Source organism: Polaribacter haliotis, from assembly GCF_014784055.1.
GTDB lineage: Bacteria > Bacteroidota > Bacteroidia > Flavobacteriales > Flavobacteriaceae > Polaribacter > Polaribacter haliotis.
In genome coordinates this window covers 3,413,155-3,435,296 of the sequence record NZ_CP061813.1, presented here as the reverse complement: position 1 = coordinate 3,435,296, position 22,142 = coordinate 3,413,155, and the positions used below count along the sequence as shown (strand labels likewise).

General features: G+C 29.9%; 19 protein-coding genes. 12 read left to right on the top strand and 7 right to left on the bottom strand.

Annotated elements, in window-relative coordinates:
• The first annotated feature begins 110 nt into the window (after positions 1 to 110).
• Together H9I45_RS14685 and H9I45_RS14680 are read left to right on the top strand one after the other, a co-directional pair.
• Entirely contained in the window at positions 111 to 1,049 is a 939-nt protein-coding gene (locus H9I45_RS14685; RefSeq protein WP_088354375.1) for a bile acid:sodium symporter family protein, read from the top strand.
• Positions 1,046 to 2,128 carry a lysophospholipid acyltransferase family protein gene (locus H9I45_RS14680; RefSeq protein ID WP_088354376.1) on the top strand — a complete coding sequence of 361 codons (1,083 nt, stop codon included), beginning with the start codon at positions 1,046 to 1,048 and terminating at the stop codon, positions 2,126 to 2,128. The genes H9I45_RS14685 and H9I45_RS14680 overlap by 4 nt, the downstream gene beginning before the upstream one ends.
• A 124-nt stretch (positions 2,129 to 2,252) precedes the next feature.
• On the opposite strand, the gene H9I45_RS14675 is transcribed toward H9I45_RS14680, so the two are convergent.
• From H9I45_RS14675 to H9I45_RS14660, 4 genes are all read right to left on the bottom strand, one after another.
• Positions 2,253 to 5,171 (bottom strand): serine hydrolase domain-containing protein, encoded by a 2,919-nt coding sequence (locus H9I45_RS14675; protein ID WP_088354377.1) that lies wholly within the window; start codon positions 5,169 to 5,171, stop codon positions 2,253 to 2,255.
• Between the two features lie 202 nt (positions 5,172 to 5,373).
• A complete protein-coding gene (locus tag H9I45_RS14670) occupies positions 5,374 to 5,859 on the bottom strand; it encodes an ABC transporter ATPase (RefSeq protein WP_088354378.1) in 486 nt (161 codons plus the stop codon).
• Positions 5,860 to 5,935: 76 nt separating this feature from the next.
• A complete protein-coding gene (locus H9I45_RS14665; protein ID WP_088354379.1) occupies positions 5,936 to 6,763 on the bottom strand; it encodes a 3'-5' exonuclease in 828 nt (275 codons plus the stop codon).
• Positions 6,764 to 6,827: 64 nt separating this feature from the next.
• A complete protein-coding gene (locus H9I45_RS14660) occupies positions 6,828 to 7,682 on the bottom strand; it encodes a PPK2 family polyphosphate kinase (RefSeq protein WP_088354380.1) in 855 nt (284 codons plus the stop codon).
• Positions 7,683 to 7,852: 170 nt separating this feature from the next.
• On the opposite strand from H9I45_RS14660, the gene H9I45_RS14655 reads away from it, so the two are divergent.
• Entirely contained in the window at positions 7,853 to 8,641 is a 789-nt protein-coding gene (locus H9I45_RS14655) for an MBL fold metallo-hydrolase (protein ID WP_088354381.1), read from the top strand.
• 15 nt (positions 8,642 to 8,656) lie between these two features.
• The gene (locus H9I45_RS14650; protein WP_088354382.1) at positions 8,657 to 9,178 is read left to right on the top strand and encodes a superoxide dismutase family protein; all 522 of its coding nucleotides are present in this window, start codon (positions 8,657 to 8,659) and stop codon (positions 9,176 to 9,178) included.
• Between the two features lie 74 nt (positions 9,179 to 9,252).
• Here the strand turns inward: H9I45_RS14650 and H9I45_RS14645 are convergent, their stop codons facing one another.
• Positions 9,253 to 10,623 carry a tetratricopeptide repeat protein gene (locus tag H9I45_RS14645; protein ID WP_088354383.1) on the bottom strand — a complete coding sequence of 457 codons (1,371 nt, stop codon included), beginning with the start codon at positions 10,621 to 10,623 and terminating at the stop codon, positions 9,253 to 9,255.
• Between the two features lie 192 nt (positions 10,624 to 10,815).
• On the opposite strand from H9I45_RS14645, the gene pyrR reads away from it, so the two are divergent.
• The 5 genes from pyrR to H9I45_RS14620 are packed head-to-tail and all read left to right on the top strand — an operon-like array spanning position 10,816 to position 13,908.
• Positions 10,816 to 11,358 carry a bifunctional pyr operon transcriptional regulator/uracil phosphoribosyltransferase PyrR gene (pyrR, locus tag H9I45_RS14640; protein ID WP_088354384.1) on the top strand — a complete coding sequence of 181 codons (543 nt, stop codon included), beginning with the start codon at positions 10,816 to 10,818 and terminating at the stop codon, positions 11,356 to 11,358.
• Between the two features lie 41 nt (positions 11,359 to 11,399).
• Positions 11,400 to 12,329, top strand: coding sequence for an aspartate carbamoyltransferase catalytic subunit (locus H9I45_RS14635; protein WP_088354385.1), 930 nt, complete (start codon positions 11,400 to 11,402; stop codon positions 12,327 to 12,329).
• 1 nt (position 12,330) lies between these two features.
• Positions 12,331 to 12,663 carry a hypothetical protein gene (locus H9I45_RS14630; RefSeq protein ID WP_088354386.1) on the top strand — a complete coding sequence of 111 codons (333 nt, stop codon included), beginning with the start codon at positions 12,331 to 12,333 and terminating at the stop codon, positions 12,661 to 12,663.
• Positions 12,664 to 12,673: 10 nt separating this feature from the next.
• Positions 12,674 to 12,994 (top strand): T9SS type A sorting domain-containing protein, encoded by a 321-nt coding sequence (locus H9I45_RS14625; RefSeq protein ID WP_088354387.1) that lies wholly within the window; start codon positions 12,674 to 12,676, stop codon positions 12,992 to 12,994.
• Positions 12,991 to 13,908, top strand: coding sequence for a ribonuclease Z (locus tag H9I45_RS14620; protein WP_088354388.1), 918 nt, complete (start codon positions 12,991 to 12,993; stop codon positions 13,906 to 13,908). Before H9I45_RS14625 ends, H9I45_RS14620 begins: the two co-directional genes overlap by 4 nt.
• Positions 13,909 to 13,914: 6 nt before the next feature.
• On the opposite strand, the gene H9I45_RS14615 is transcribed toward H9I45_RS14620, so the two are convergent.
• Entirely contained in the window at positions 13,915 to 14,277 is a 363-nt protein-coding gene (locus H9I45_RS14615) for a CoA-binding protein (RefSeq protein ID WP_088354389.1), read from the bottom strand.
• A gap of 94 nt (positions 14,278 to 14,371) precedes the next feature.
• Here H9I45_RS14615 and H9I45_RS14610 point away from each other — a divergent pair, with 94 nt between their 5' ends.
• The 3 genes from H9I45_RS14610 (at position 14,372) to H9I45_RS14600 (ending at position 20,946) form a co-directional block, all read left to right on the top strand.
• On the top strand, positions 14,372 to 16,825 hold the full coding sequence (locus tag H9I45_RS14610; protein ID WP_088354390.1) for a TonB-dependent receptor: 2,454 nt from the start codon (positions 14,372 to 14,374) through the stop codon (positions 16,823 to 16,825).
• Between the two features lie 125 nt (positions 16,826 to 16,950).
• Entirely contained in the window at positions 16,951 to 19,362 is a 2,412-nt protein-coding gene (locus H9I45_RS14605; protein WP_088354391.1) for a TonB-dependent receptor, read from the top strand.
• 45 nt (positions 19,363 to 19,407) lie between these two features.
• A complete protein-coding gene (locus tag H9I45_RS14600) occupies positions 19,408 to 20,946 on the top strand; it encodes a sulfatase (protein WP_088354392.1) in 1,539 nt (512 codons plus the stop codon).
• Between the two features lie 271 nt (positions 20,947 to 21,217).
• Here H9I45_RS14600 and H9I45_RS14595 read toward each other — a convergent pair whose 3' ends face one another.
• Complete coding sequence (locus H9I45_RS14595) at positions 21,218 to 22,042, bottom strand: GLPGLI family protein (RefSeq protein ID WP_088354394.1); 825 nt, start codon at positions 22,040 to 22,042, stop codon at positions 21,218 to 21,220.
• Between the last annotated feature and the right edge of the window lie 100 nt (positions 22,043 to 22,142).

Genomic DNA, 22,142 nt, shown 5'->3' with positions numbered 1-22,142 from the left:
TGGGAGTAATTAGTAGAAATAATATATTAAAAGATAAATGCCATTTCGAAATGGGCTTTTTTTTAGCAGTTGATAAATCTAAACTGTGAAACCTTGAAACTTAAAAAAACATGCAAGACCAAATTGATATAGATTCCATAAAAATAAACTTCGATTCCAGTGGTTTATGGGTTTTAAACATTGCTATTGCCATAATTATGTTTGGGGTGGCTTTGGGAATTTCTGTGGACGATTTTAAAAGGTTATTAAAAAATCCGAAAATTCTTTTTGTTGGAGTTTTATCTCAGTTTATTCTGTTGCCTGCATTTACTTTTTTAGCAATTTTAATTATAAAACCACACCCAAGTTTTGCTTTAGGAATGATGATGATTGCAGCGTGTCCTGGAGGAAATGTTTCTAATTTTTTTAGTAAGATGGCTGGTGGAAATGCAGCATTATCCGTAAGTTTAACTGCGTTTGCAACACTAATCTGCATTTTTATGACACCTTTTAATTTGCAGTTTTGGGGTAGTATGTATGAACCTACAAACGAAATTTTAAAAACTGTCGAATTAAATTGGGTAGATTTATTAAAACTCGTTTCTTTAATTTTAGGAATTCCGCTATTCTTTGGAATGCTAATTAAACATTACCATGCTGAAATGGCAGATAAAATAGAGAAAGTTTTAAAACCATTGTCTATGTTGGTGTTTATCGCATTAATTTTTATTGCTTTTTCTCAGAATTTAGATGTTTTTATGAACCATATTCATCATGTAATTTTCTTGGTTATTTTCCATAATATTTTTGCTTTTATACTCGGTTTTGTTACTGCAAAATCTTTCGGATTAAATAAAAGAGACACCAAAACTATTTCTATGGAAACAGGAATTCAGAATGGTGGCTTAGGTTTGCTATTAATTTTTGGATTTTTTGATGGTTTAGGTGGCATGGCTTTGTTGGCTGCTTTTTGGGGAATTTGGGATGTATTTTCAGGAATTCTTTTGGCCACTTATTGGGGAAGAAAACCTAAAAATAAGATTCCAGTAAAACAAATGCAAAACTTATGATTCAGAAAGCTTGGTTTACGCTAGTTTGGTCTTATATAAAATTCGGACTCTTTTTCTACACTAAAAAAATTACTGTTTTAGGTAGAAAAAACATCCCGAAAAAAGGCGCTGTTTTGTTTGCTGTAAACCATCCAAATGGATTGGTAGATCCTTTATATGTAACGACTACAAATTCTCGTCAAAATCATTTTTTGGTAAGGGCCGCTTCTTTTAAAAATCCTATGGTTAAAAAGATTTTAGAATCTTTGTATTTAATGCCCATTTATAGAATTAGAGATGGTATAAAGCAACTATCTAACAATCAAGAAATATTCGAAAAATGCTATCATATTTTGGCGAAAGGAGAAACTTTAATGATTTTCCCTGAAGGAAGTCATGATAAAAAAAGAACTATAAGACCTTTAAGTAAGGGGTTTACAAGAATTGTTTCTGGTGCTTTAGAAAAACACCCGAATTTAGATATTAAAGTAGTTCCTGTAGGAATTACCTACCAACATATATCTGATTTTCCAGCAAAAGTTTGTGTAAATTATGGAAAACCAATTCCTACTAGAGAAATTTTTGAAGCAAATACTCCTGCAAAATCTATTAATATTTTAAAAGGTAAAGTTACTGAGCAATTAAAAAAATTAACAGTTTACATTCCTGATGATGATAATTACGAGCAAACTCTGCAACAATTAAATAATGCACAAGTAGATTTTACAAATGTGGTTGCTGTAAATAAAATGATTGAAAATAAATTGTTCCCACAGAAAAAAAATCCTAAAAAGAATTACTTAAAACCATTACTCTATATAATCATTATAAATAGTTTTATTCCTTTTTTAATTTGGAAAAAAGCTTCTAAAAAAATTGATGAAATTGAGTTTATAGATACGTTTCGATTCAGTTTAAACTATGCTTCCTGCACGATTTTTTATGGCTTGCAAGGATATATTGTAAGCATTTTTTATGGAAATTTAGTCGGTTTTTTCTACTTCTCGGTTTCTGCATTTTTAATTTTGTTATATACGAAATTAGCTCCTACAAATGCAAAAAAGCACAAAGAATTAGCGGAAGTTAGCAAACAAGTCTAGCCTTGATTGAGTGGCTTGTTTGAGCTCTTTTATCTCTTGGAAAGAGATAAAAAGCGAGTAACGAAAGCAGGAAATAGCTTCAAAAAAAATTGATAAAAAGATTCGGATAAAAATAATAGTTGAATTATTCTATAATCGCATCTTGAATTGCTTGCTGGATTTTTGTACGCATGTTACTCTTAATCAAACCTCGATTGTCCATATGTGGAAAAACTCTGTTAGACAAAAACACATATACGATTTCGCTTTCTGGATCTGCCCAAGTGTAAGTTCCTGTAAAACCAGAATGCCCAAAACTAATGTCGGAAACACAACCACAGGTGGCTTTAATATCTGGATTTAGTTGTGGTTTATCGAAGCCTAAACCTCTACGAACTTTTTTGTCTGCATAATAACGCGTATTAAACTTGTCTATAGTTTCTGGTTTTAAATAGCGTTTACCTCCATAAAAACCTTTCTGTAAATACATTTGCATTATTTTACCAACATCGTTAGAATTAGCAAACAAACCTGCATGACCTGCTACTCCACCCAACATTGCTGCACCCATATCATGTACATAACCTTGCAATAATTGGTTTCTGTAATAATCGTCTATTTCTGTGGGTACAATATCGTTTCTTGTAAATTTTTCTAGTGGTAAATAAGTGGTTCTATCTGCTCCTAAAGATTGGTAAAAAGTTTCGTCTACTAATTTATTTAGCGGTTTCTGGTATTTAACTTCCAGAGCTTCTTTAAACAAATAATAACCCAAATCGCTGTATTTATAACCAGCCATTTCTCTTTGGTCGGCTACTTTTATATATTTATAAATACTGTCTTTATAACTTTTAGTAATAAATAATTTTTCCGCAACTTTTATTTGAAACTTATTCGATTTCTTATTTCCATAAAATGTCGGTAAATTTTTTCCTGTAATACTGTCTTGGGTACCTATGTAAAAAGGAATCCACGCTTTTAACTGACCAACATGAGATAAAATTTCTTTTACAGTAACTCCACCTTTATTAGAATTACTAAAACTTGGCAAAATATCTCTTAAACTTGCAGATAATGGCATTTTATGCTCTTCTTCTGCCTTCATAATTAATGGTAAAGATGCTAATATTTTTGTTAGAGAAGCTAAATCGTATAAATCGGAATCTTTAACTTTAAATGTTTTATCATAGGTATGATATCCATAACTTTTCTGCAAAACAACTTTTCCTTTTCTTGCCACAAATACTTGAAAACCTGGCGCCATTTTCTCTTTTAAAATAGTATCTGCAAACTGATCTATAATTGCCAATTTTTTGGAAGACAAACCAACTTCTTCTGGAATTGTATATTGGAATCTACTTAGTTTACTAGTTACTAAACCTGTGCCTTCTTTAAAGTTTTCTCCAATAGATACTGGTAATTTTCCTTTTGCATCAAAAGCTCCAAATAACATTTGTGCAGATAATTCTTGCGATAATTTACTATTTTGATAAGAAACTACAAGGCCTTCTATATTCGTAAAACTTTTTAATTGCAACAAACTATAAGGGCTCGTAAAAACATCTAAAACAACCACTTTTTGTCGTGCAATTTCTTGCAACCAAACTAATTCTTTATCGGTAAATTTGTAACTTTTCCAAGGATGATCGTTGGATTTATGAAAACCGATAATTACAAAATTGTAAGGCTTCAATTTTTTAGTAATTCCTGCTAAATTATTATCTGAAATTACGTCTAATTTCGTGTAATTTTTAAGCATATTCACGAAAGAATCGTTTTCTGCATCGCCTAATTTTACATAAGCAATTTTCTTGTTTTCTAAATTTCTAATAGGAATGTTCCCATTTACGTTTTTTACAACTGTAAGTGCATTTTTAATCAATTTTCTGTGTAACAACTCATCTTCAACAGCATTTAAATCTTCGTGAATGTGTTCCTGTTTAATAGGTTTGTAATTGTTTAAACCCGCCCAATATTTTGCTTTTAAAATTTTTCTAACGGAAAAATCTATGCGTTCTTCTGTAAGTGTTTTTAACTCAATTGCTTTTTTAAACAACGCAATTGATGCTGGCACATCTTGTGGTATTAATAACAAATCGTTTCCTGCTTGAATCGCTGCCAAATCTACTTCTGCAGATGTTGCATAATTTGTAGCGCCTTTCATATTTAAACCATCTGTAATAATTAAGCCATTAAAACCCAATTCTTGTTGTAACAATTTTGTAACTACATTGTTAGATAGCGAAGTTGGCAGACTTGTATTTGGCTCTAAACTTGGAATATTCAAATGCGCAGTCATTACACTGGCTACACCAGCATCGAAAATTTTTCTGTAAGGATATAATTCTATGGAATCTAATCTTGCTTTATCGAAATTTAAAACGGGTAAAGTGTGGTGAGAGTCGGATGCTGTATCTCCATGCCCTGGAAAATGTTTGGCGTTTGCCAAAACTCCATAACTTTGCATTCCTTTTGTAAAAGCAATTGCTTTTTCGGTTACATTTTCTTTGCTTTCTCCAAAAGAACGATTTCCAATAATTGGGTTTTCAGGATTTACATTTACATCTACAACTGGTGCAAAATTTACATGAATTCCTAATCGTTTGCAGTGCTTACCTACTTGCGCTCCAAATTCTCGAATTAAAGAATCGTTTCTAATGGCACCCAAAGTCATGTTCCAAGGGAATTTATACGTATTATCTAAACGCATATTTAAACCCCACTCTCCATCGAAACCAATTAACAAAGGTACTTTTGCCGAATCTTGATATTTATTATTCAACTCCGCCTGTTTTTCTGGAGTTCCCTGCATAAAAATTAAATTACCTACATGATATTTGGTAATCATTTCCGTAATAAAATCTTCATGTTTTTTATCTAAATTAGAATAGGCTTGCACCATAAATAACTGACCAATTTTCTCATCAATCGTCATATTTGTTAATAGACTATCTACCCAAACCCTTTGTGCTTCCACATCTTTTGTTAAAAGCGGATCTACAGTTTGTGCGTTTGAATACGATACAAATAGTGTAAATAATATAAGTGCTAACTTTTTTTTCATTCTTTTTTAAATATTTTTTTTAATGTATTTTTTGGGCGTTTTAACAGGCTTTCGCTACTCGCTTTTTTTAGGTTTGTTCTCGATACAATTCTGCAAAAAAGCAGAATTACTCGAACTGACACCTAAAAAAGAGCTCAAACAAACCGCTCTATCCTTAACGCAACTTACTTGCAGGTTAATTCTAATAATTTAAAATCAATAGTTATACCAAAAAACGTTTGTGCCAGCTTTCTTTTGCAGGAACTTCCCAAAGTGTTTCGAAATCTTGTTTTGTATCTACCATATTATTAAACACAATCGTTTCCGAAGTTATTTTCTTCTCTTTAGCAAATTGCTGAAAATCAGCTAATCTAACCATATTAATATGTTCATTATCTTTAAAAGTAACATTCATTTTATTCATTAAATCTACTTTTAATTCTTTTTCTAATTCTTGTACAAAACGTACAGAACTATCTATAGAACAACCAGAAACATTATTAAAACTTTCATCTACTGCCAACACCAAAAACTGATCGTATTTTATCGTAAACGAACCTTTTAAATCGTCTCCATGACGTGTCCATTGGTTTATAAAATTCTCTGCTTTCTCTGAAATTACTGTAACTTCATCTGCTGTAAATTCTCTGTCAGCTTGATAAATCCAAACTCTGGAATTATTTGGTAAATTTTTATATTCTGTAAACATATTCTTAGCTATTTTAAAATGTTCGATTTTAAGACAATTTGGCTTTTATAAAACCATTTTCTAAAAACCTTAAAATCTATCTTAAATTAAACTTCTGCTGTAAAGCTTGTAATTTATCAGCTTCCGACATTGTGTCTTTTGGTGCAGACATTCTTTCTTTAATTTCTTTTAAAACCTTTTTGGTGTATAAAGGAAAATCTGCATTCTGAATCCAATTATTATACCCTGGATTTTCTTTAAAAACTTCTTCTACTGTTCTTCCTTTGTATTTTCCGAAAGAGAAAATTTCTTGTTTTTCATCATTCATTAAAATAAAACCAGCAAAATCTGCTCTTACTCCATGAGTTGAAAATTCACTTAAAGCATCTACAGAATTTTCTATATCGTCGTATTTATCCAATTGAGCTAATAAAATTTCGTAAGTTGCATTCGTATCTGCTTCTGCTCCATGAGCTCCTTCCAATTCTTTTCCACAGTAAAATTGATAACCAGCACTTAATGTTCTTTGCTCCTTTTTATGAAAAATAACTTGCACATCAATCGCTTTTCTATTTTTCATATCAAAATCGATTCCTGCACGCATTAATTCTTCTGCCAATAAAGGAATATCAAATCTATTAGAATTGAAGCCTGCCAAATCGCAACCTTCAATCATTTTACTTACTTCTGGAGCTAATTCTTTAAAAGTAGGTTCTGTTACCACTTTTTCATTGGTTATTCCATGTACGTCTGTTGCTCCCTGTGGTATTTCTATTTCTGGATTTACCAACCAAGTTTTACTTTCTTTATTTCCGTTTGGAAATACCTTTAAAATTGCAATTTCTACGATTCTATCTGTGGCAATATTTACACCAGTTGTTTCTAAATCGAAGAATACAATAGGCTTTTCTAATTTTAAATTCAAAATTTAATATTTAAGGTTTTTGCTCAACTTTGAATTTTGAATTCAAAATTTTGAACTTTTATGTTTATTCGTTATTTAATTGTGCTTTAAATTCGTCTATTCTATCTGCTACTTTTTTCGATAAAACAGGTTCTTTAAAATCGTATTTTTTAAATTCTTCTACTAATATTTCTGCCAAAATTAAACGAGCAGAAGGTTTATCGTCTGCAGGAACTACAAACCAAGGTGCATTTTTTTTTGAAGTTCTATTTAAAACATCTTCGTAACAATCTTGATATTTGTCCCACAATTTGCGTTCTTTTAAATCTCCCTCAGAAAATTTCCAATTTTTTTCTGGTAGATTTAATCTTCTTAATAATCTATTTTTTTGTTCTTCTTTAGATAAATTTAAAAAGAATTTTAAAACAATGGTTCCGTTTTTTGCCAAATGGTTTTCAAACTGATTGATTCTTTCCATTCTATCGTGGTAAAAATCATCATTAATATCGTTTACACTTTTTATATTTGGAATGTTTTCTCCCAAAATATATTCTGGATGTACTCTTGTAACCAACACATTTTCGTAATGTGTTCTATTAAAAACTCCTAATTTTCCTTTTGCTGGTAATGCAATATAATGTCTCCATAAAAAATCGTGTTTTAACTCTAATTCTGTTGGTACCTTAAAACTGTGCACTATTACTCCACGTGCGTTTACATCTTTAAAAACTTCACGAATTAAGCTGTCTTTACCAGCAGTATCCATTCCTTGAATACAAATTAAAGCTCCGAATTTACCTTCAGCATACATTTTATTCTGAATTTTACTGAGCTTTTTACGCAATTTTTTGAGTTCTTTTTCAGCATTATCAACTACTTCTTTTGTTTCAAAATCTTGTAGTTTTATTTTCTTGGAAACCTTATATTTTTCTAAATTCATTATGAAGTCAATTAATTTTTAAAGATAAAAAAAATATAGTTTTCAACAGTGTATTAAAGCATTCTTTAACAAAACATTTATGAAGCTTTTATAAAGATTTAAAATTATGTTAACACAATATCAATTTCTTGTTTTTTATCTTTGGAACAACTTACTAAATTGCAATACTTATGAAAAAAATATTCTTTACCAGTTTTTTATTAATTCTTTTTGTTTCAACATCTTGTAAAAACAAGAAAGAATCTAAAAATAATAATGATTCAATAGCAGTATCTGAAAAAGAAACTAACTCTTCTGCAGAAATAACACCTATTTCTCATGCGACTGCCATCATTTCTTTTAATGAAGAAACTATTTATTTAGATCCAACTGGAGGTAAGGAAGCCTTTGCCGATTTTAAAAAACCAACCTATACTTTAATTACCGACATTCATGGAGATCACATGAACTTAAAAACGCTGGAAGGTTTAGATTTAACAACAACCAAAATTATTGCACCAAAAGCGGTTGCAGAAAAGTTGAAAGACATAAAAGCAAAAGAAATAATTGTTATAAATAATGGTGAAGAAAAGTCTTTTGACAATTTTAAAATTGAAGCGATACCTATGTATAATTTAAGAGAAGAAGCATTAAAGTTTCACTCAAAAGGAAGGGGAAATGGATATGTTTTAACAATTAATAACGAGCGTATTTATTTTTCTGGAGACACAGAAGACATCCCAGAAATGCGTAATTTAAAAAATATCGACAAAGCTTTTGTTTGCATGAACTTACCTTATACAATGACAGTTGAAAGTGCTGCAGATGCTGTTTTAGCATTTAAACCAAAACAAGTTTTCCCTTATCACTACAGAGGAACTGAAGGTTTAAGTGATGTAGAAAAATTTAAAGAAATTGTAAACGAAAAAGATAATTCTATTGAAGTTGTTCAGTGGAATTGGTACCCAAATAGAAAATAATTAAAAATTAAACTTATGAAAAATTTAAAGAAAATAGGAATTTTAGTATTTGCAATAACATTATTTGCTTCTTGTAATTCTGATGAGAAAAAAGCAGTTGCAACTATTGAAGCAAAAAGCGGAAGCAATGTTTCTGGAACTGTAACATTTACAGAAAAGAATGGAACTGTAACTATGAAAGCAGAATTAGCTGGATTATCTGAGGGAAACCACGCAATACATATTCATGCAATTGGAGATTGTTCTGCACCTGATGGAAAATCTGCTGGCGGACATTGGAATCCAACTGATAAAAACCACGGAAAATGGATGGAAGAACCTTTTCATATTGGAGATATTGGTAATTTAATTGTTGGTGCAGATGGTAAAGGTACTATTGAAAGAGAAACGAACTTATGGTCTGTTGGTGGAAAAGATACCAATAAAAATGTAGTTGGTCATGCAATTATTATTCATGAAGGACCAGATGATTTTAGTTCTCAACCTTCTGGAGCAGCTGGCCCTAGAATTGGTTGTGGAGAGATTATTAGAAAATAACTTTACAAAGTTTATAAAAAACAAAAACCTGAATTTTACAATTCAGGTTTTTCTATTTTATAAAAAAAGGAATACTATTCTGTCGCTTTTTTAAAATCTTTTAATAATTTTTTAATCTTTTTGCTTTCATAAACTGTTGGAAACAAATCACTCAAAACCCTACTATATTCGTAATCGATTTTCATTCCATTTATTAAATGGCTAAAAGCATATTTTTCTTTATTCAATATAAAAAATAAACCTGCCAATCGATATTCGAATTCTGCAAAATCTTTGTACGTTTTTTGAGCCTCTAAAATAACCTTTAAAGCATCATTAAATTCTCCTAAAAATAATAAAACATCTGCTAAACCTAGATAAATTTCTGGTGAATTATCTTCTAAATTTAAACAATTTCGAAACCCAGAAACGGCTTCTTCGAAAAAGCTTAATTTTAAATTAATTTCTGAATATCGTCTCCAATAAATAGGGTTTTCATCTTCAATTTTTAATGCTTTAGAAATATAATAGGCTGCTTTTTGATAATTTTCCTGTTCGAAATACAAGTTCGTTAACAAAACCCAACCTTTATCTAATAAAGGATCTTCGTGAACTGCCTTTTTATAATAAGAGATTGCCTCTTCAAATTTTAATAACCTCTCATAACATTCACCAACTCTAAGATATGCAAATGCTGTAGGATCGTCTAATTCTAATGTAATTAAGTAATTATCTATCGCTTCTTGGTAGTTTCCTAATTCTTCTAAAGTCTTTGCTTTTTCTAAATATCCTCCAATAAAAAATTCATCAATTAAAACTGCATAATCAAAAGAAATTAACGCTTGTTTGTAGTTTTCTAAAATAAAATGCTGTCTTCCTAATTGGTGCCAAGCAACTTCGCAATAAGGATTAATATCTACATAGGTATCTAAATATTTTATGGCTTCTTCATGTTGCTTCTCCATATCGAAACAATACACAATGTTATAAAGTGCAGAATAATCTTCATAATCTACTTCTATACACTTTGCAAAGTTTAAACGTGCATTCTCAAATGCATCTAAATACAAATATTCCATACCCATTAACGACCAAATATCTGCTTTATCGTCCGTTAATGTTAACGCTTTTTTAAGCTGAATAATTGCTTCTTTGTGTAAGCCTTTTTTAGATTGAATCGTTGCTTTTTGGATAAAAACCTCATCGTTATTGGGTTCTAAAAGCTCAATTTTTTTTAATAACTTCGAAGCTGCATCTAACTCATTATCACACAAATGAATCTCTACTCTTAGTAATTTTAAATCTACGGATGCAGGGTGCTGTTCCAAACCAAGCTTTATCGCTTTTTTTGCAAGGGATATTTTTCCGACATCTAAATAATGGACAACAATTTCTTCAAATTCGACTAAATCGAAAAAGAAAACGCTGTTGGTTTTTAACATAGATTCAAATTTTAATAAAGACATAATTAAGATATTTGAATGAATACTTAAATGTACTACAAGTCTTAGAACACTTTTAATTTGAAAGCAATTGTTTTCAACAATTTAATTAACAAAACCCATTATTTGCATTTAGTAACGTATAAATTTTGCACATACGTTTATTTACATTAATTTTGATTTTCAATAACTATCAACCAAATTGATGGGATTCTTATGAGCAGAAAAACCTTACTTAACTCAAAAGATATTGAAATTATTCTTCATCGTTTGGCATGTCAGCTAATCGAAAATCATAACGATTTCTCAAATACTGTGCTCATTGGTTTACAACCAAGAGGAACTTTTTTGGCCGAAAGATTGGCAGAATTGTTAAAAAATGAATACAATATCAAAGAACTGGAGTTAGGTTTATTAGATATTACTTTTTACAGAGACGATTTCCGTAGAAAAGACAAGCCTTTGGCGGCTGAAAAAACGCAAATGAACTTTTTAATAGAAGATAAAAAAGTCGTAATTATAGACGATGTTTTATTCTCAGGAAGAAGTATTAGAGCTGCTTTAACTGCGATTCAATCGTATGGAAGACCAGAAAGTATTGAGTTATTAGTGTTAATCGACAGACGCTTTAGCAGACATTTACCAATTCAGCCAAATTATAGAGGCAGACAAGTAGATGCAATTAACGAAGAAAAAGTTTTGGTTACTTGGAAAAAAACGCATAAAAAAGATGCAGTTTATATAGAATCGAAAGAATAGAACAAAAAATACATGATATTGTTTAACTTAAATAAAATGATGTGCAAGAATTAAGTGTAGAACATTTATTAGGAATAAAATACTTAAACCCTAATGACATAGATGTTATTTTTAAAACTGCCGATCATTTTAAAGAAGTGATTAACAGACCTATTAAAAAGGTGCCTTCATTAAGAGATATTACCATTGCCAATTTATTTTTTGAAAATAGTACACGTACAAAATTGAGTTTCGAACTTGCCGAAAAACGACTTTCTGCAGATGTTATTAATTTTTCTGCAGGGCAATCTTCTGTTAAAAAAGGAGAAACCTTAATAGATACTGTAAACAATATTCTTTCGATGAAAGTAGATATTGTTGTAATGCGTCATGGAAATGTGGGTGCAGGTGTTTTCTTATCGAAACACGTAAATGCCAAAATTATAAATGCTGGTGATGGAACGCACGAACACCCAACACAAGCCTTATTAGATTCGTATTCTATTCGTGAAAAATTAGGCACAGTAAAGGGAAAGAAAATTGTAATTGTTGGAGATATCTTACATTCTAGAGTTGCACTTTCGAACATATTTGCACTAAAATTACAAGGAGCAGAAGTAAAGGTTTGTGGGCCAACAACGTTAATTCCTAAATACATTTCGAGTTTGGGAGTAGAAGTGGAAACTAATTTAAAAAAGGCTTTGGAATGGTGTGATGTTGCGAATGTTTTACGTGTACAGCATGAACGAATGGATATTAAATATTTTCCATCAACCAGAGAATACACACAACTTTTTGGAATAAATCAAGAGATTTTAGACAATCTTGGCAAGAAAATTGTAATCATGCACCCAGGACCAATTAATAGAGGTGTAGAAATTACAAGTGATGTTGCAGATTCAAGTGAAAGTATTATTCTGAATCAAGTTGAAAACGGTGTTGCTGTTAGAATGGCAGTTATCTATTTATTGGCGCAACAAATTAAAAGATAGTATGCAAGTTGATAAAAAAGAAAAGTATATTTTAATTTCTTCGGATGAAAATTCATTTAAAGAGTTTTATAACGCGTTTTTACAAAAAGAAAAAGAATTCGAAAAAGAGCATTTAGTTTTACATATTTCTGATGAAATTAACATATCTACTGAAGATTTTTTATTATTTTTGAAAATAGCTGAACAAAAAAACAACAATGGTACATCTTTTGTTATCATAAATTCAGTTGTAAATGTTGATGAACTTCCAGAACAATTGAATATTGTGCCAACTCTAATTGAGGCAGAAGATATATTAGAAATGGAAAACATCGAAAGAGAATTAGGATTTTAAAAGAAAATATATGGTAAAAAAAATACTTTTTATTTTATTTTTAAGTTTTTCATTTGTAGGTTTTTCCCAAGAAAAATCGATAGATGTTTTATCTGCTGCACCTAACCCATTTACAAATTCCACAAAAATATCGTTTAATTCTAAAGCTATTTCTTCTGTAAAATTTACCGTTAAAAATGTTTTAGGAAAAACAGTTTTTAAGAAAACTTATAAAACTGTAAAAGGCAAAAATAGTTTCCAGTTTTATAAAGACGATTTAGCTACAGGAATGTATATTTATAGTATTCAAGACAAAAAGAAAGTAATTTCTAAACGTTTTGTTATTAAATGAGTTTAAACTTAACAATTTTAGGCTGTCATTCTGCAACTCCAAGAGTAAACGCATTTCCAACATCACAATATTTAGAAATAAATAATCGACACTTTTTAATAGATTGTGGAGAAGGTACACAACGTCAAATGCGAAAATATAAAGTTGGTTTTTCTAAAATCGATCATATTTTTATTTCTCATTTACATGGAGACCATTTTTACGGCTTGGTTGGTTTACTTTCTACTTATGGTATGTTAAGTAGAGAAAAAGAAATGCATATTTTTGGTCCAAAAGGTATAAAAAAGGCAACTTTACAAATGCTAAAAATATCTGAATCTCATGCGAAATTTAACATGATTTTTCACGAATTATCTTCCAATGAAAGCGAACTTATTTTCGAAGACGATAAAGTAATCGTTCGTACTATTCCATTACATCACAGAGTTTACACAAATGGCTATTTATTTACAGAAAAAGAAAAAACTCGAAAATTAAATATGCTAAATATTAGCGGTTACAACGAAATTGGAAAAGCAGATTTTTTAAACATAAAAGCTGGTAAAGATGTGGTTTTATCAAATGGTGAAGTCATTCCAAATTCCGAATTAACATTAGACCCTAAAAAACCTTTGAGCTACGCTTTTTGTAGTGATACAAGCTACAAACCAGATATTGTTCCCATTATAAAAAATGTAGATTTATTATATCATGAAGCTACATTTTTAGCAGATAGAAAAGATTTAGCAAAAAAAACCAAACATTCTACTTCTGTTGAGGCAGCACAAATTGCGAAAGATGCAAATGTTGGCGAACTAATTGTTGGCCATTATTCTGGTAGATATAAAGACATTTCTCTTTTTCAAAAAGAAGCTTCTGTAATTTTTAATAATGTTTCGTTAGCAGAACCTGGGAAAGTGTTTTTGGCTGAGTAGCAAAGCCTAATACTGATTCGTACTCAACAAAACCAATGTACAAGCAATTTCTGACTCGATATTATTTTCTTTTAATAATTTTATAAAATCCATATTTTCTGTTCCTGGATTAAAAATAACTCTTTTCGGTTTTAAACTAATTATATAATTGTAATAAGCAACTTGTCTTGTTGGATTTAGATATAAAGTAACTGTATTAATATCTTTAAAATCTACTTTTTCAGTTGCAATTGTTACATCTGCTACTACTCCAACTCGTAAACCTATTGCTACTACTGGAACTTCTTTTCCTCTTAATCTTTTAATGGCAATATTCGAATATCTGTTTTCATTTAGGGAAGCTCCTAAAACTAAGGTTTTCTTTTTCATTTGTTAATTAAGTGTTAAAGACAGTTAAATAAAGTAACAAATATAATAAATGAGACGTCTATAATGTATCAATCAAATTAATAATCAACCAAAAATGAAAAATTTACTACTTCTTGTACTGTTTTGTTTTTCCATAACTCTACAAGCTCAATTGCCGAAAAATAAATTATTAAAACCGGGAACAATTTCTGGAAAAGTCGTGGATAAAATCTCCAATGAACCTTTACCTTATGTAAATATTGTCGTGAGAGATTTTGCAAAAAAAATACTTACTGGTGGAATTACGAACGAAAACGGACTTTTTAACATCAAAGACATTCCTGAAGGAAATAGTTTGGTGGAAGTTCAATTTATTGGTTACAAAACATTTTCAACTAAAATAGAAATCTCTAATAAAAATAATAAAGTTGACTTAGGAACCATATCACTTTCTGAAGACAGTGCTCAATTAAATGAAATTGTGGTTAGAGCAGAAACTTCGCAAGTTGTACAGAAAGTAGATAGAAAAGTAATTAATGTTGGTAAAGATTTAACTGCAACAGGAACCACAGCTTCCGAACTTTTAAATAATGTACAATCTGTAAGCGTAGATAGCCAAACAGGAGGTATTAGTTTGCGTGGAAATGATAATGTTCGTGTTTTAGTGGACGGAAAACCAACAAATATTTCTGCTGCTCAATTGTTGAAACAAATCCCTTCTACATCTATAAAAAGTATTGAACTAATTACAAATCCTTCTGCAAAATACAATCCAGAAGGAATGAGTGGAATTATTAATATCATTTTAAATAAAAACGCAAACATGGGCTTTAATGGCTCTGTTGATACTGGAATTACTGCTGGGCATTATGTTCGTTACAATGCTTCTACCAACATGAACTATAAAACTGGGAAAGTAAATTTCTTTGGAAATTATGGTTATAATGGAGGAAATAATTACAATTATGGTTTTGTAAATAGACCAACTGTAAATAGATTACAAGATTTTATTTTTCAAAACGATAATCAATCTCATTTGATAAAAGCTGGAGCAGATATTTACTTAGATAAGAAAAATACACTTTCCTTTTACACGACTCAGAATTGGTTTGATGGAGATGGAAATGGAAGAACTTTAGTTACAGAAAATGGCACAACAATTTCGAACGCACCAAACGTTCAGTTACAAAACAACCAAACTGGAGCTTATAATGTAAATTACAAAAGAGAGTTTGAAAAAGAAGGGCATAATTTAGAATTTGAAGCAACATATTCTAATACTAGAGCTCCTGAAGATGCAGAAAATAAAGATTTGACGAAAAACTCGAACGACGCAGATTTTAAAGTATTAAACTTCTTTAATGATATTACAAACAAGAGTAACAATACATTATTAAACGTAGATTATACAAATCCTGTTTCAGAAAAAGGGAAATTAGAATTTGGTTTGGAATATAGAGAAGACAATACTTCGAACATAAATATTACCAATCAAGATGAAATTGTTTTCGATAATCAAGGAAATTCTACAATACAACCTTTGGGAAATTCGGATTTTGACTATGGAAGAAAAATATATTCTGCATATGCGAATTATGGGCATCAATTTGGAAAAGTAACCATGCAATTGGGTGCTCGTTTCGAACAATTTAAAGCAGAAGGAAATTTTAATCGCGATGGAAATCCTTCAGAAAATGTAAAACAAGATATTTTTAGTGTGTATCCTTCCGCGTTTTTTACTTTTAATCCTTCTGATAAAAATCAGTATCAATTAAGTTATAGTAGAAGAGTAGATAGACCTGGAATTTCTCAAGTAAATCCAATTAGAGAATGGAGTACACCTTTAATTACTTCTATTGGAAATGCAGATCTTCTGCCACAGTTTACCAACTCTTTTGAAGCAAATTATACACGTCAAATTAAGAATGGTTCTGTTACTTTTGGGACTTTCTATAGAGCCATTAACGATAATATTTCACGTGTAACTTACAAAGATCCAAATGATCCTTCGAATGTAAAACAGGTTTTATCTTGGACAAATTTTGAAGACACAAGTGCTTACGGATTAGAATTTTCTTTAAATTATAAAATTGCAAATTGGTGGAGAGTAAATTCTAGTATGGATTTCTACTCGCAAAAACAATTTGGAACAGTAGATTTAGTAAACGCAAATGCACAAAGAATAGAAGTTACCAACGAAGTTTTTAATGCAAGAGTTAGCAATAATTTTAAAGTTTCTAAAAGGGTAAACATCCAATTATTTGCAATGTACAGAGGACCACAAGAAGATATTCAATGGAAAACAGAAAACATGTGGATGGTAAATACTGGTGCTAGTCTGCAAGTTTTCGACGGAAAAGGAAGTATAAATTTTAGAGTTAATGATATTTTTAGAGGTATGAAATTTGCTTTTAATTCTGAAAATCCTTTTGTACAAAATGGTCAATTTAATTGGGAAAGTCAGACTGCTTATATTGGTTTTAACTACAGATTTGGTAGTGGAAAAAATAAAGCAAAACAAAGAAGACAACGTGATGATAATATTAAAGAAGGTGGAGCTGGTTTTTAACTAAATAGCAACAAATTTCTTAAATTAAAATAAAAAAAATCGAAGTTTTCACTTCGGTTTTTTTTGTTAAAAATTTTACCTACATTTAGGATTCATAATGCTATGTAAAATTTAAAAACCCTACAATGAAGAAACGAATCGCGTTTTTGCTTCTTTTTTGTTCTTTAACTATTTTCTCACAAAAAAATGACACAAAATTAGGTGTTGGAATTTTGAGCGGTAAAATATTAGACAACAAAACGAAACAGCCTTTTCCCTATGTAAATATTATTTGCAAAAACTTTAAACAAGAAATTGTTTCTGGCGGAATTTCCGATAAAAACGGAAAATTTAATATTAAAAAACTTCCTTTAGACTCTTTGTTTATCGACATTCAATTTATTGGATACAAATCCATAAAAAAGAAAATTAAGTTCTCTAAAGAAAATAGTGCTTTTAATTTGAATACTATTTTCTTAGAAGAAGACACCACTCAATTAAAAGCTATAGAAGTAGTTTCTGAAACCTCTTCTATGGTTCAAAAAATTGACAGGAAAGTTTTTAACGTTGGTAAAGATTTGGCTTCTGCAGGAACAAATTCGTTACAAATGTTAGAGAATATTCCTTCTGTTCAAGTAGATTATCAATCTGGAAATATCAATTTAAGAGGAAACCAAAATGTTCGCGTTTTAATTAATGGAAAACCTTCGAATTTACCTGCTTCGCAACTTTTGAAACAACTACCTTCTTCAGCAGTGAAAAGTGTTGAAATTATTACGAACCCATCTGCGAAATATTCTCCTGAAGGTATGAGTGGAATTATAAACTTTGTGCTTAAAAAAAATGTAACTATTGGTTTTAATGGTAGTTTTTCTGCAGGTTTAGAACATAGTATAAACACAAGACCAACTGCTTCTTTAGATTTAAATTACAGATCTGGAAAGTTTAATTTTTATGGTAGTTATTATTTAGATTGGGGAGATTTCGAAACGTTTTCTAATTTTGAAAGATTGGATAAAAACTTAAATCAAGATATTAATTTTTTAGACAATACAACTTCACATTACATAAAATCGGGAGTAGATTATTACATCAATAAAAAAAACACATTGTCTTTTCATATTACAAAAAGTATTGCTGATACTGATTTTCATGTAGATACAAGAACATTATTAAATAACAATTTAATTTTTGATGCGAGAAACATTTCAGTATTTGATATCCAAGAAACCTCTTATAATTTAGATTATAAAATCGATTTTAATGACGAAGGCGAAAATTTAGAGTTAGAAATTAATTATTCTAAAAACACGAATCCGCAAGAAGACAATAATAACGAAATTATAAATCCGAATTCGAAAGTGTATAACTATTCAAATTCTATCAAAAATAATAATGATATTTTTTTAGTGAATTTAGATTACACAAAACCAATTAAAAACGGAACTTTAGAATTGGGTTTAGAAACAAGAATCCAAAATGCATTCAATAAAATAATTACAAACCAAGAAGTTGAAACCAATGGAAATCCGCCAACAAAACCTAAAGGAAATTCCAATTTTACATACGATAGAGATTTATATTCTGCATATATTAATTTAAATAAAGAATATGAAAAATTTAGTTTTCAAGCAGGTTTAAGATTAGAGCAATTTAAAGTCGATGGTTTATTTTCGAACACAGAACAAACAAATTTAGAGCCTTATTCAGATGAGATTTTTAGCATCTATCCTTCTGCTTTTGTTACTTATGCTTCATCAGACAAACATCAATTTCAAATTGGTTATAGTAGAAGAGTAGATAGACCAGGAATAGACCAAGTTACGCCAATTCAAGAGTGGAATACACCATTATCTATCTCTGTTGGGAACAGAAATTTAAAACCTCAATTCACTAATTCCTTTGAGTTTAATTATACCAATTCTTTTAAAAAAGGCTATTTTACTCTCGGTACTTTTTATAGAGAAACAAAAGATATTATTGGAAGAATTTTCGATATCGACAATACAAATGCCGACAGACAAATACTTTCCTACACAAATTATAACTCGTCTAAAAGTTATGGTTTTGAATTTGCTTCAAGTATAAAAATGACAAATTGGTGGACCTTAAGACCTAGTTTTAACAGTTATATTCAAGAAAACCAAGGTTTGGTTAACAACAATTTTATTCAAGTTGAAAACGTTTTAACCACTGCCAGAATTAGCAATAGTTTTAAAGCAAGTAAAAAATTGCGTTTCCAACTTTCTAGTTCTTATAGAGGAACCTATAAAAATGTGTTGGTAAAAGTTGAACCTTATCTTTTAGTAAATGCTTCTGCTAGATATTCTATTTTAAAAGGGAAAGGTTCTCTTTCTTTAAGAGCAACAGATATTTTCGACAATTATAAATTAGATTTTTCTACGACAAACCCTTTTCCACAAAATGGACAATTTACCTTGGAGTATAGTTCTATTTATCTTGGCTTTTCATATAATTTTGGAGGTGGAAAAAACCGAGAACGAGATAGAAAATATAGAGAAAATAACGAAACCGAAAGTAGTGGTGGTATTTTGTAAAGATAAATTGTATATTCGATTAATCAATCAAAAAAAACACAAGTAATGAGATTTAAAAATAATCTAAAATTTACGTTTTATACGCTATTCTTATTGTTATTAGCGACTTCATGTACTTCTCCAAAAGAAGAAGAAACTCCTCCAAATATTATCGTTTTTTTAGTAGATGATATGGGATTAATGGATTCTTCTGTTCCTTTTTTAACAGACGCAAATGGGAATCCTAAAAAATATCCATTAAATGATTATTACAGAACTCCTAATATGGAAAAATTGGCAAAACAAGGAGTCCGTTTTACGAATTTTTATGCACACTCAGTTTGTTCGCCATCAAGAACCTCTATTTTAACTGGCCAAAATTCTGCCAGACATGGAGTTACAAATTGGATTAATTCTGAAAGTAATAATAAAACAAAATTTGGACCCAAAGACTGGAATTGGAAAGGACTTACCAAAGAATCTGTAACATTGCCAAAAGTTTTACAAAAAGCAGGTTATAAAACCATTCATGTTGGAAAAGCACATTTTGGACCACATAATAGCGATGGAGAAGATCCTTTAAATTTAGGGTTCGATGTAAATATTGCTGGAAGTTCCATTGGGCATCCAGGAAGTTATTATGGAAAAGACGGTTTTGGAAATATTGCTGGTCAGAAATCGAGAGCAGTTCCTGGTTTAGAAAAATACCATGGTAAAGATATTTTTTTAACTGAAGCATTAACTTTAGAAGCAAATTCAGCGATTTCACAAGCCAAAAAAGAAGGAAAACCTTTCTTTTTAAATATGGCACATTATGCTGTACATGCACCTTTTCATTCAGACCCACGTTTTTCGGATAATTACAAAGATTCAGATAAATCTAAAAGAGCTCAAGCGTACGCTACTTTAGTAGAAGGTATTGACAAATCTTTGGGAGACATTATACAACACGTAAAAGATTTAGGATTGGGAGAAAATACGTTGATATTATTTTTAGGAGATAATGGTTCTGATGCTCCATTACCAATTGAAAACGATTACAGTAGTTCTTCTCCATTAAAAGGAAAAAAAGGAAATCATTGGGAAGGTGGAATGCGAGTTCCATTTATTGCATCTTGGGTAACACCTAATAAAAATACAACTATACAAGGAAAATTACCAATTGAACAAAATGGAATTCAAAAACAAATAGGTACAATTTTAGACTTTTTCCCTACACTATCTCAACTTGCGAATGTAGAAATTTCTGAAGATGTTGTTTTAGATGGTTTTAATTTGAAAGAACAATTTTCTGGAAAAGTAAACCAAAAACGTGACGAAGAGTTTCTTAATCATTTTCCACATGGAGTGCATCGCTCGGATTATTTTACAAGTTTTGTAAAAGCAGACTGGAAGGTTATGTATCATTATCCTGTTGATAATGAAGAACCTAAATACGAACTTTTTAATTTAAAACAAGATCCTTTCGAAACTGAAAATTTAGCTGATAAAAACCCGGGAAAATTAAAGGAAATGATGCTAATTTTAAAAAATGTAATGAAGGAAAATGGCGCTAAATATCCTGAAAAAGATGGTGTTATTTTAGAATTGATTGTTCCTGAGTAATTTGTAAAAACATAGAATACTTACTTTTATATTTACTTCTTAAGTTACTAGTTGTTGGTTGCTTCAAATGAAGCTTTCAAAGCAATTGCTATATTTATAATACAGAAAAAGAAAATAAGTACACTGTTAATCCAAGAATTTGGAAACAAGATAAATTTTACAAAGGCATTTAAAATAAACACCAATAAGAAAATGTTGGAAAGGAATAAAAATAATTTGTATTTTTTCTTCATTCAATAAGTTAAAATACAAATATCAACAAAAAAAAGTATTAACCTCTCCTTCTTCCCATTCTATTATTTCTCATATCAAGCATTTTTTCGCGAATTACTTTTGTGTAATTTTCTTTGGTAATTTCTGTTCCTTTTTCTGGAGCTTCAATTTCTATGCTTTCATTTTTATTTATAATAACTTCTGTACAAAGTAATGTTGTATTATCTACACTTACCTCTAAAATTAAGCCAGGTAAACCCCAAAATTCTGCAGGTCCTTGAGGAATAGGAATTTGTGGTGTGTACCAAGCTTCTACAATTACCATATTTTCCTCTTGTACAATATCATCACCCTCTTTTTTAACACTTGTTCTTATATCACTCCAAGAAAATTTATACCAGTTTAATTCAGAATATGGTACAAAAGCCTTTGCTTTATAGCATACAAACTGGCCAATTTGCTTCGTTTCTGTTCCAATCGTCCATTCTATTTTGTACAAATTGTCGTTTATTAAAAAACGCTTTCCATAAAATTCCTGACTCTGTAATAATTGATTTTCCTTTATATTTTTATACTGATCTCCCCTAGTAAAGTAACTTCCCCAAGAATCTGTAGCACCAGAAACTGCGTCTATTTTTTCTTCTTCTTTAAAGTCAGATTCTTGTGAATTAAAATTTAAAAAATAGGTTTTTTCTAATCTGTTTTTAAGTCTTTCTGCTACTTGCTTTTTTTGTCCTTCAGACATTTTTGCTCCCCAATTACCAAGATCCATTTTAGACTTAGATATATAAATTGCTTTCCCACTGAAATTCTGAGAATTAACATTCAATGTTATTAATATAATAAATGAAAATAAAACGAATTTTAAATTAGATAATTTCATAGGATATAGTTTTGTTTAACAAATATAATGAATTACTAAACAAATTTTATTTTAATTATTTATTTAACAATACTTTAATTGAGAGAATGCTAAAAAAAAT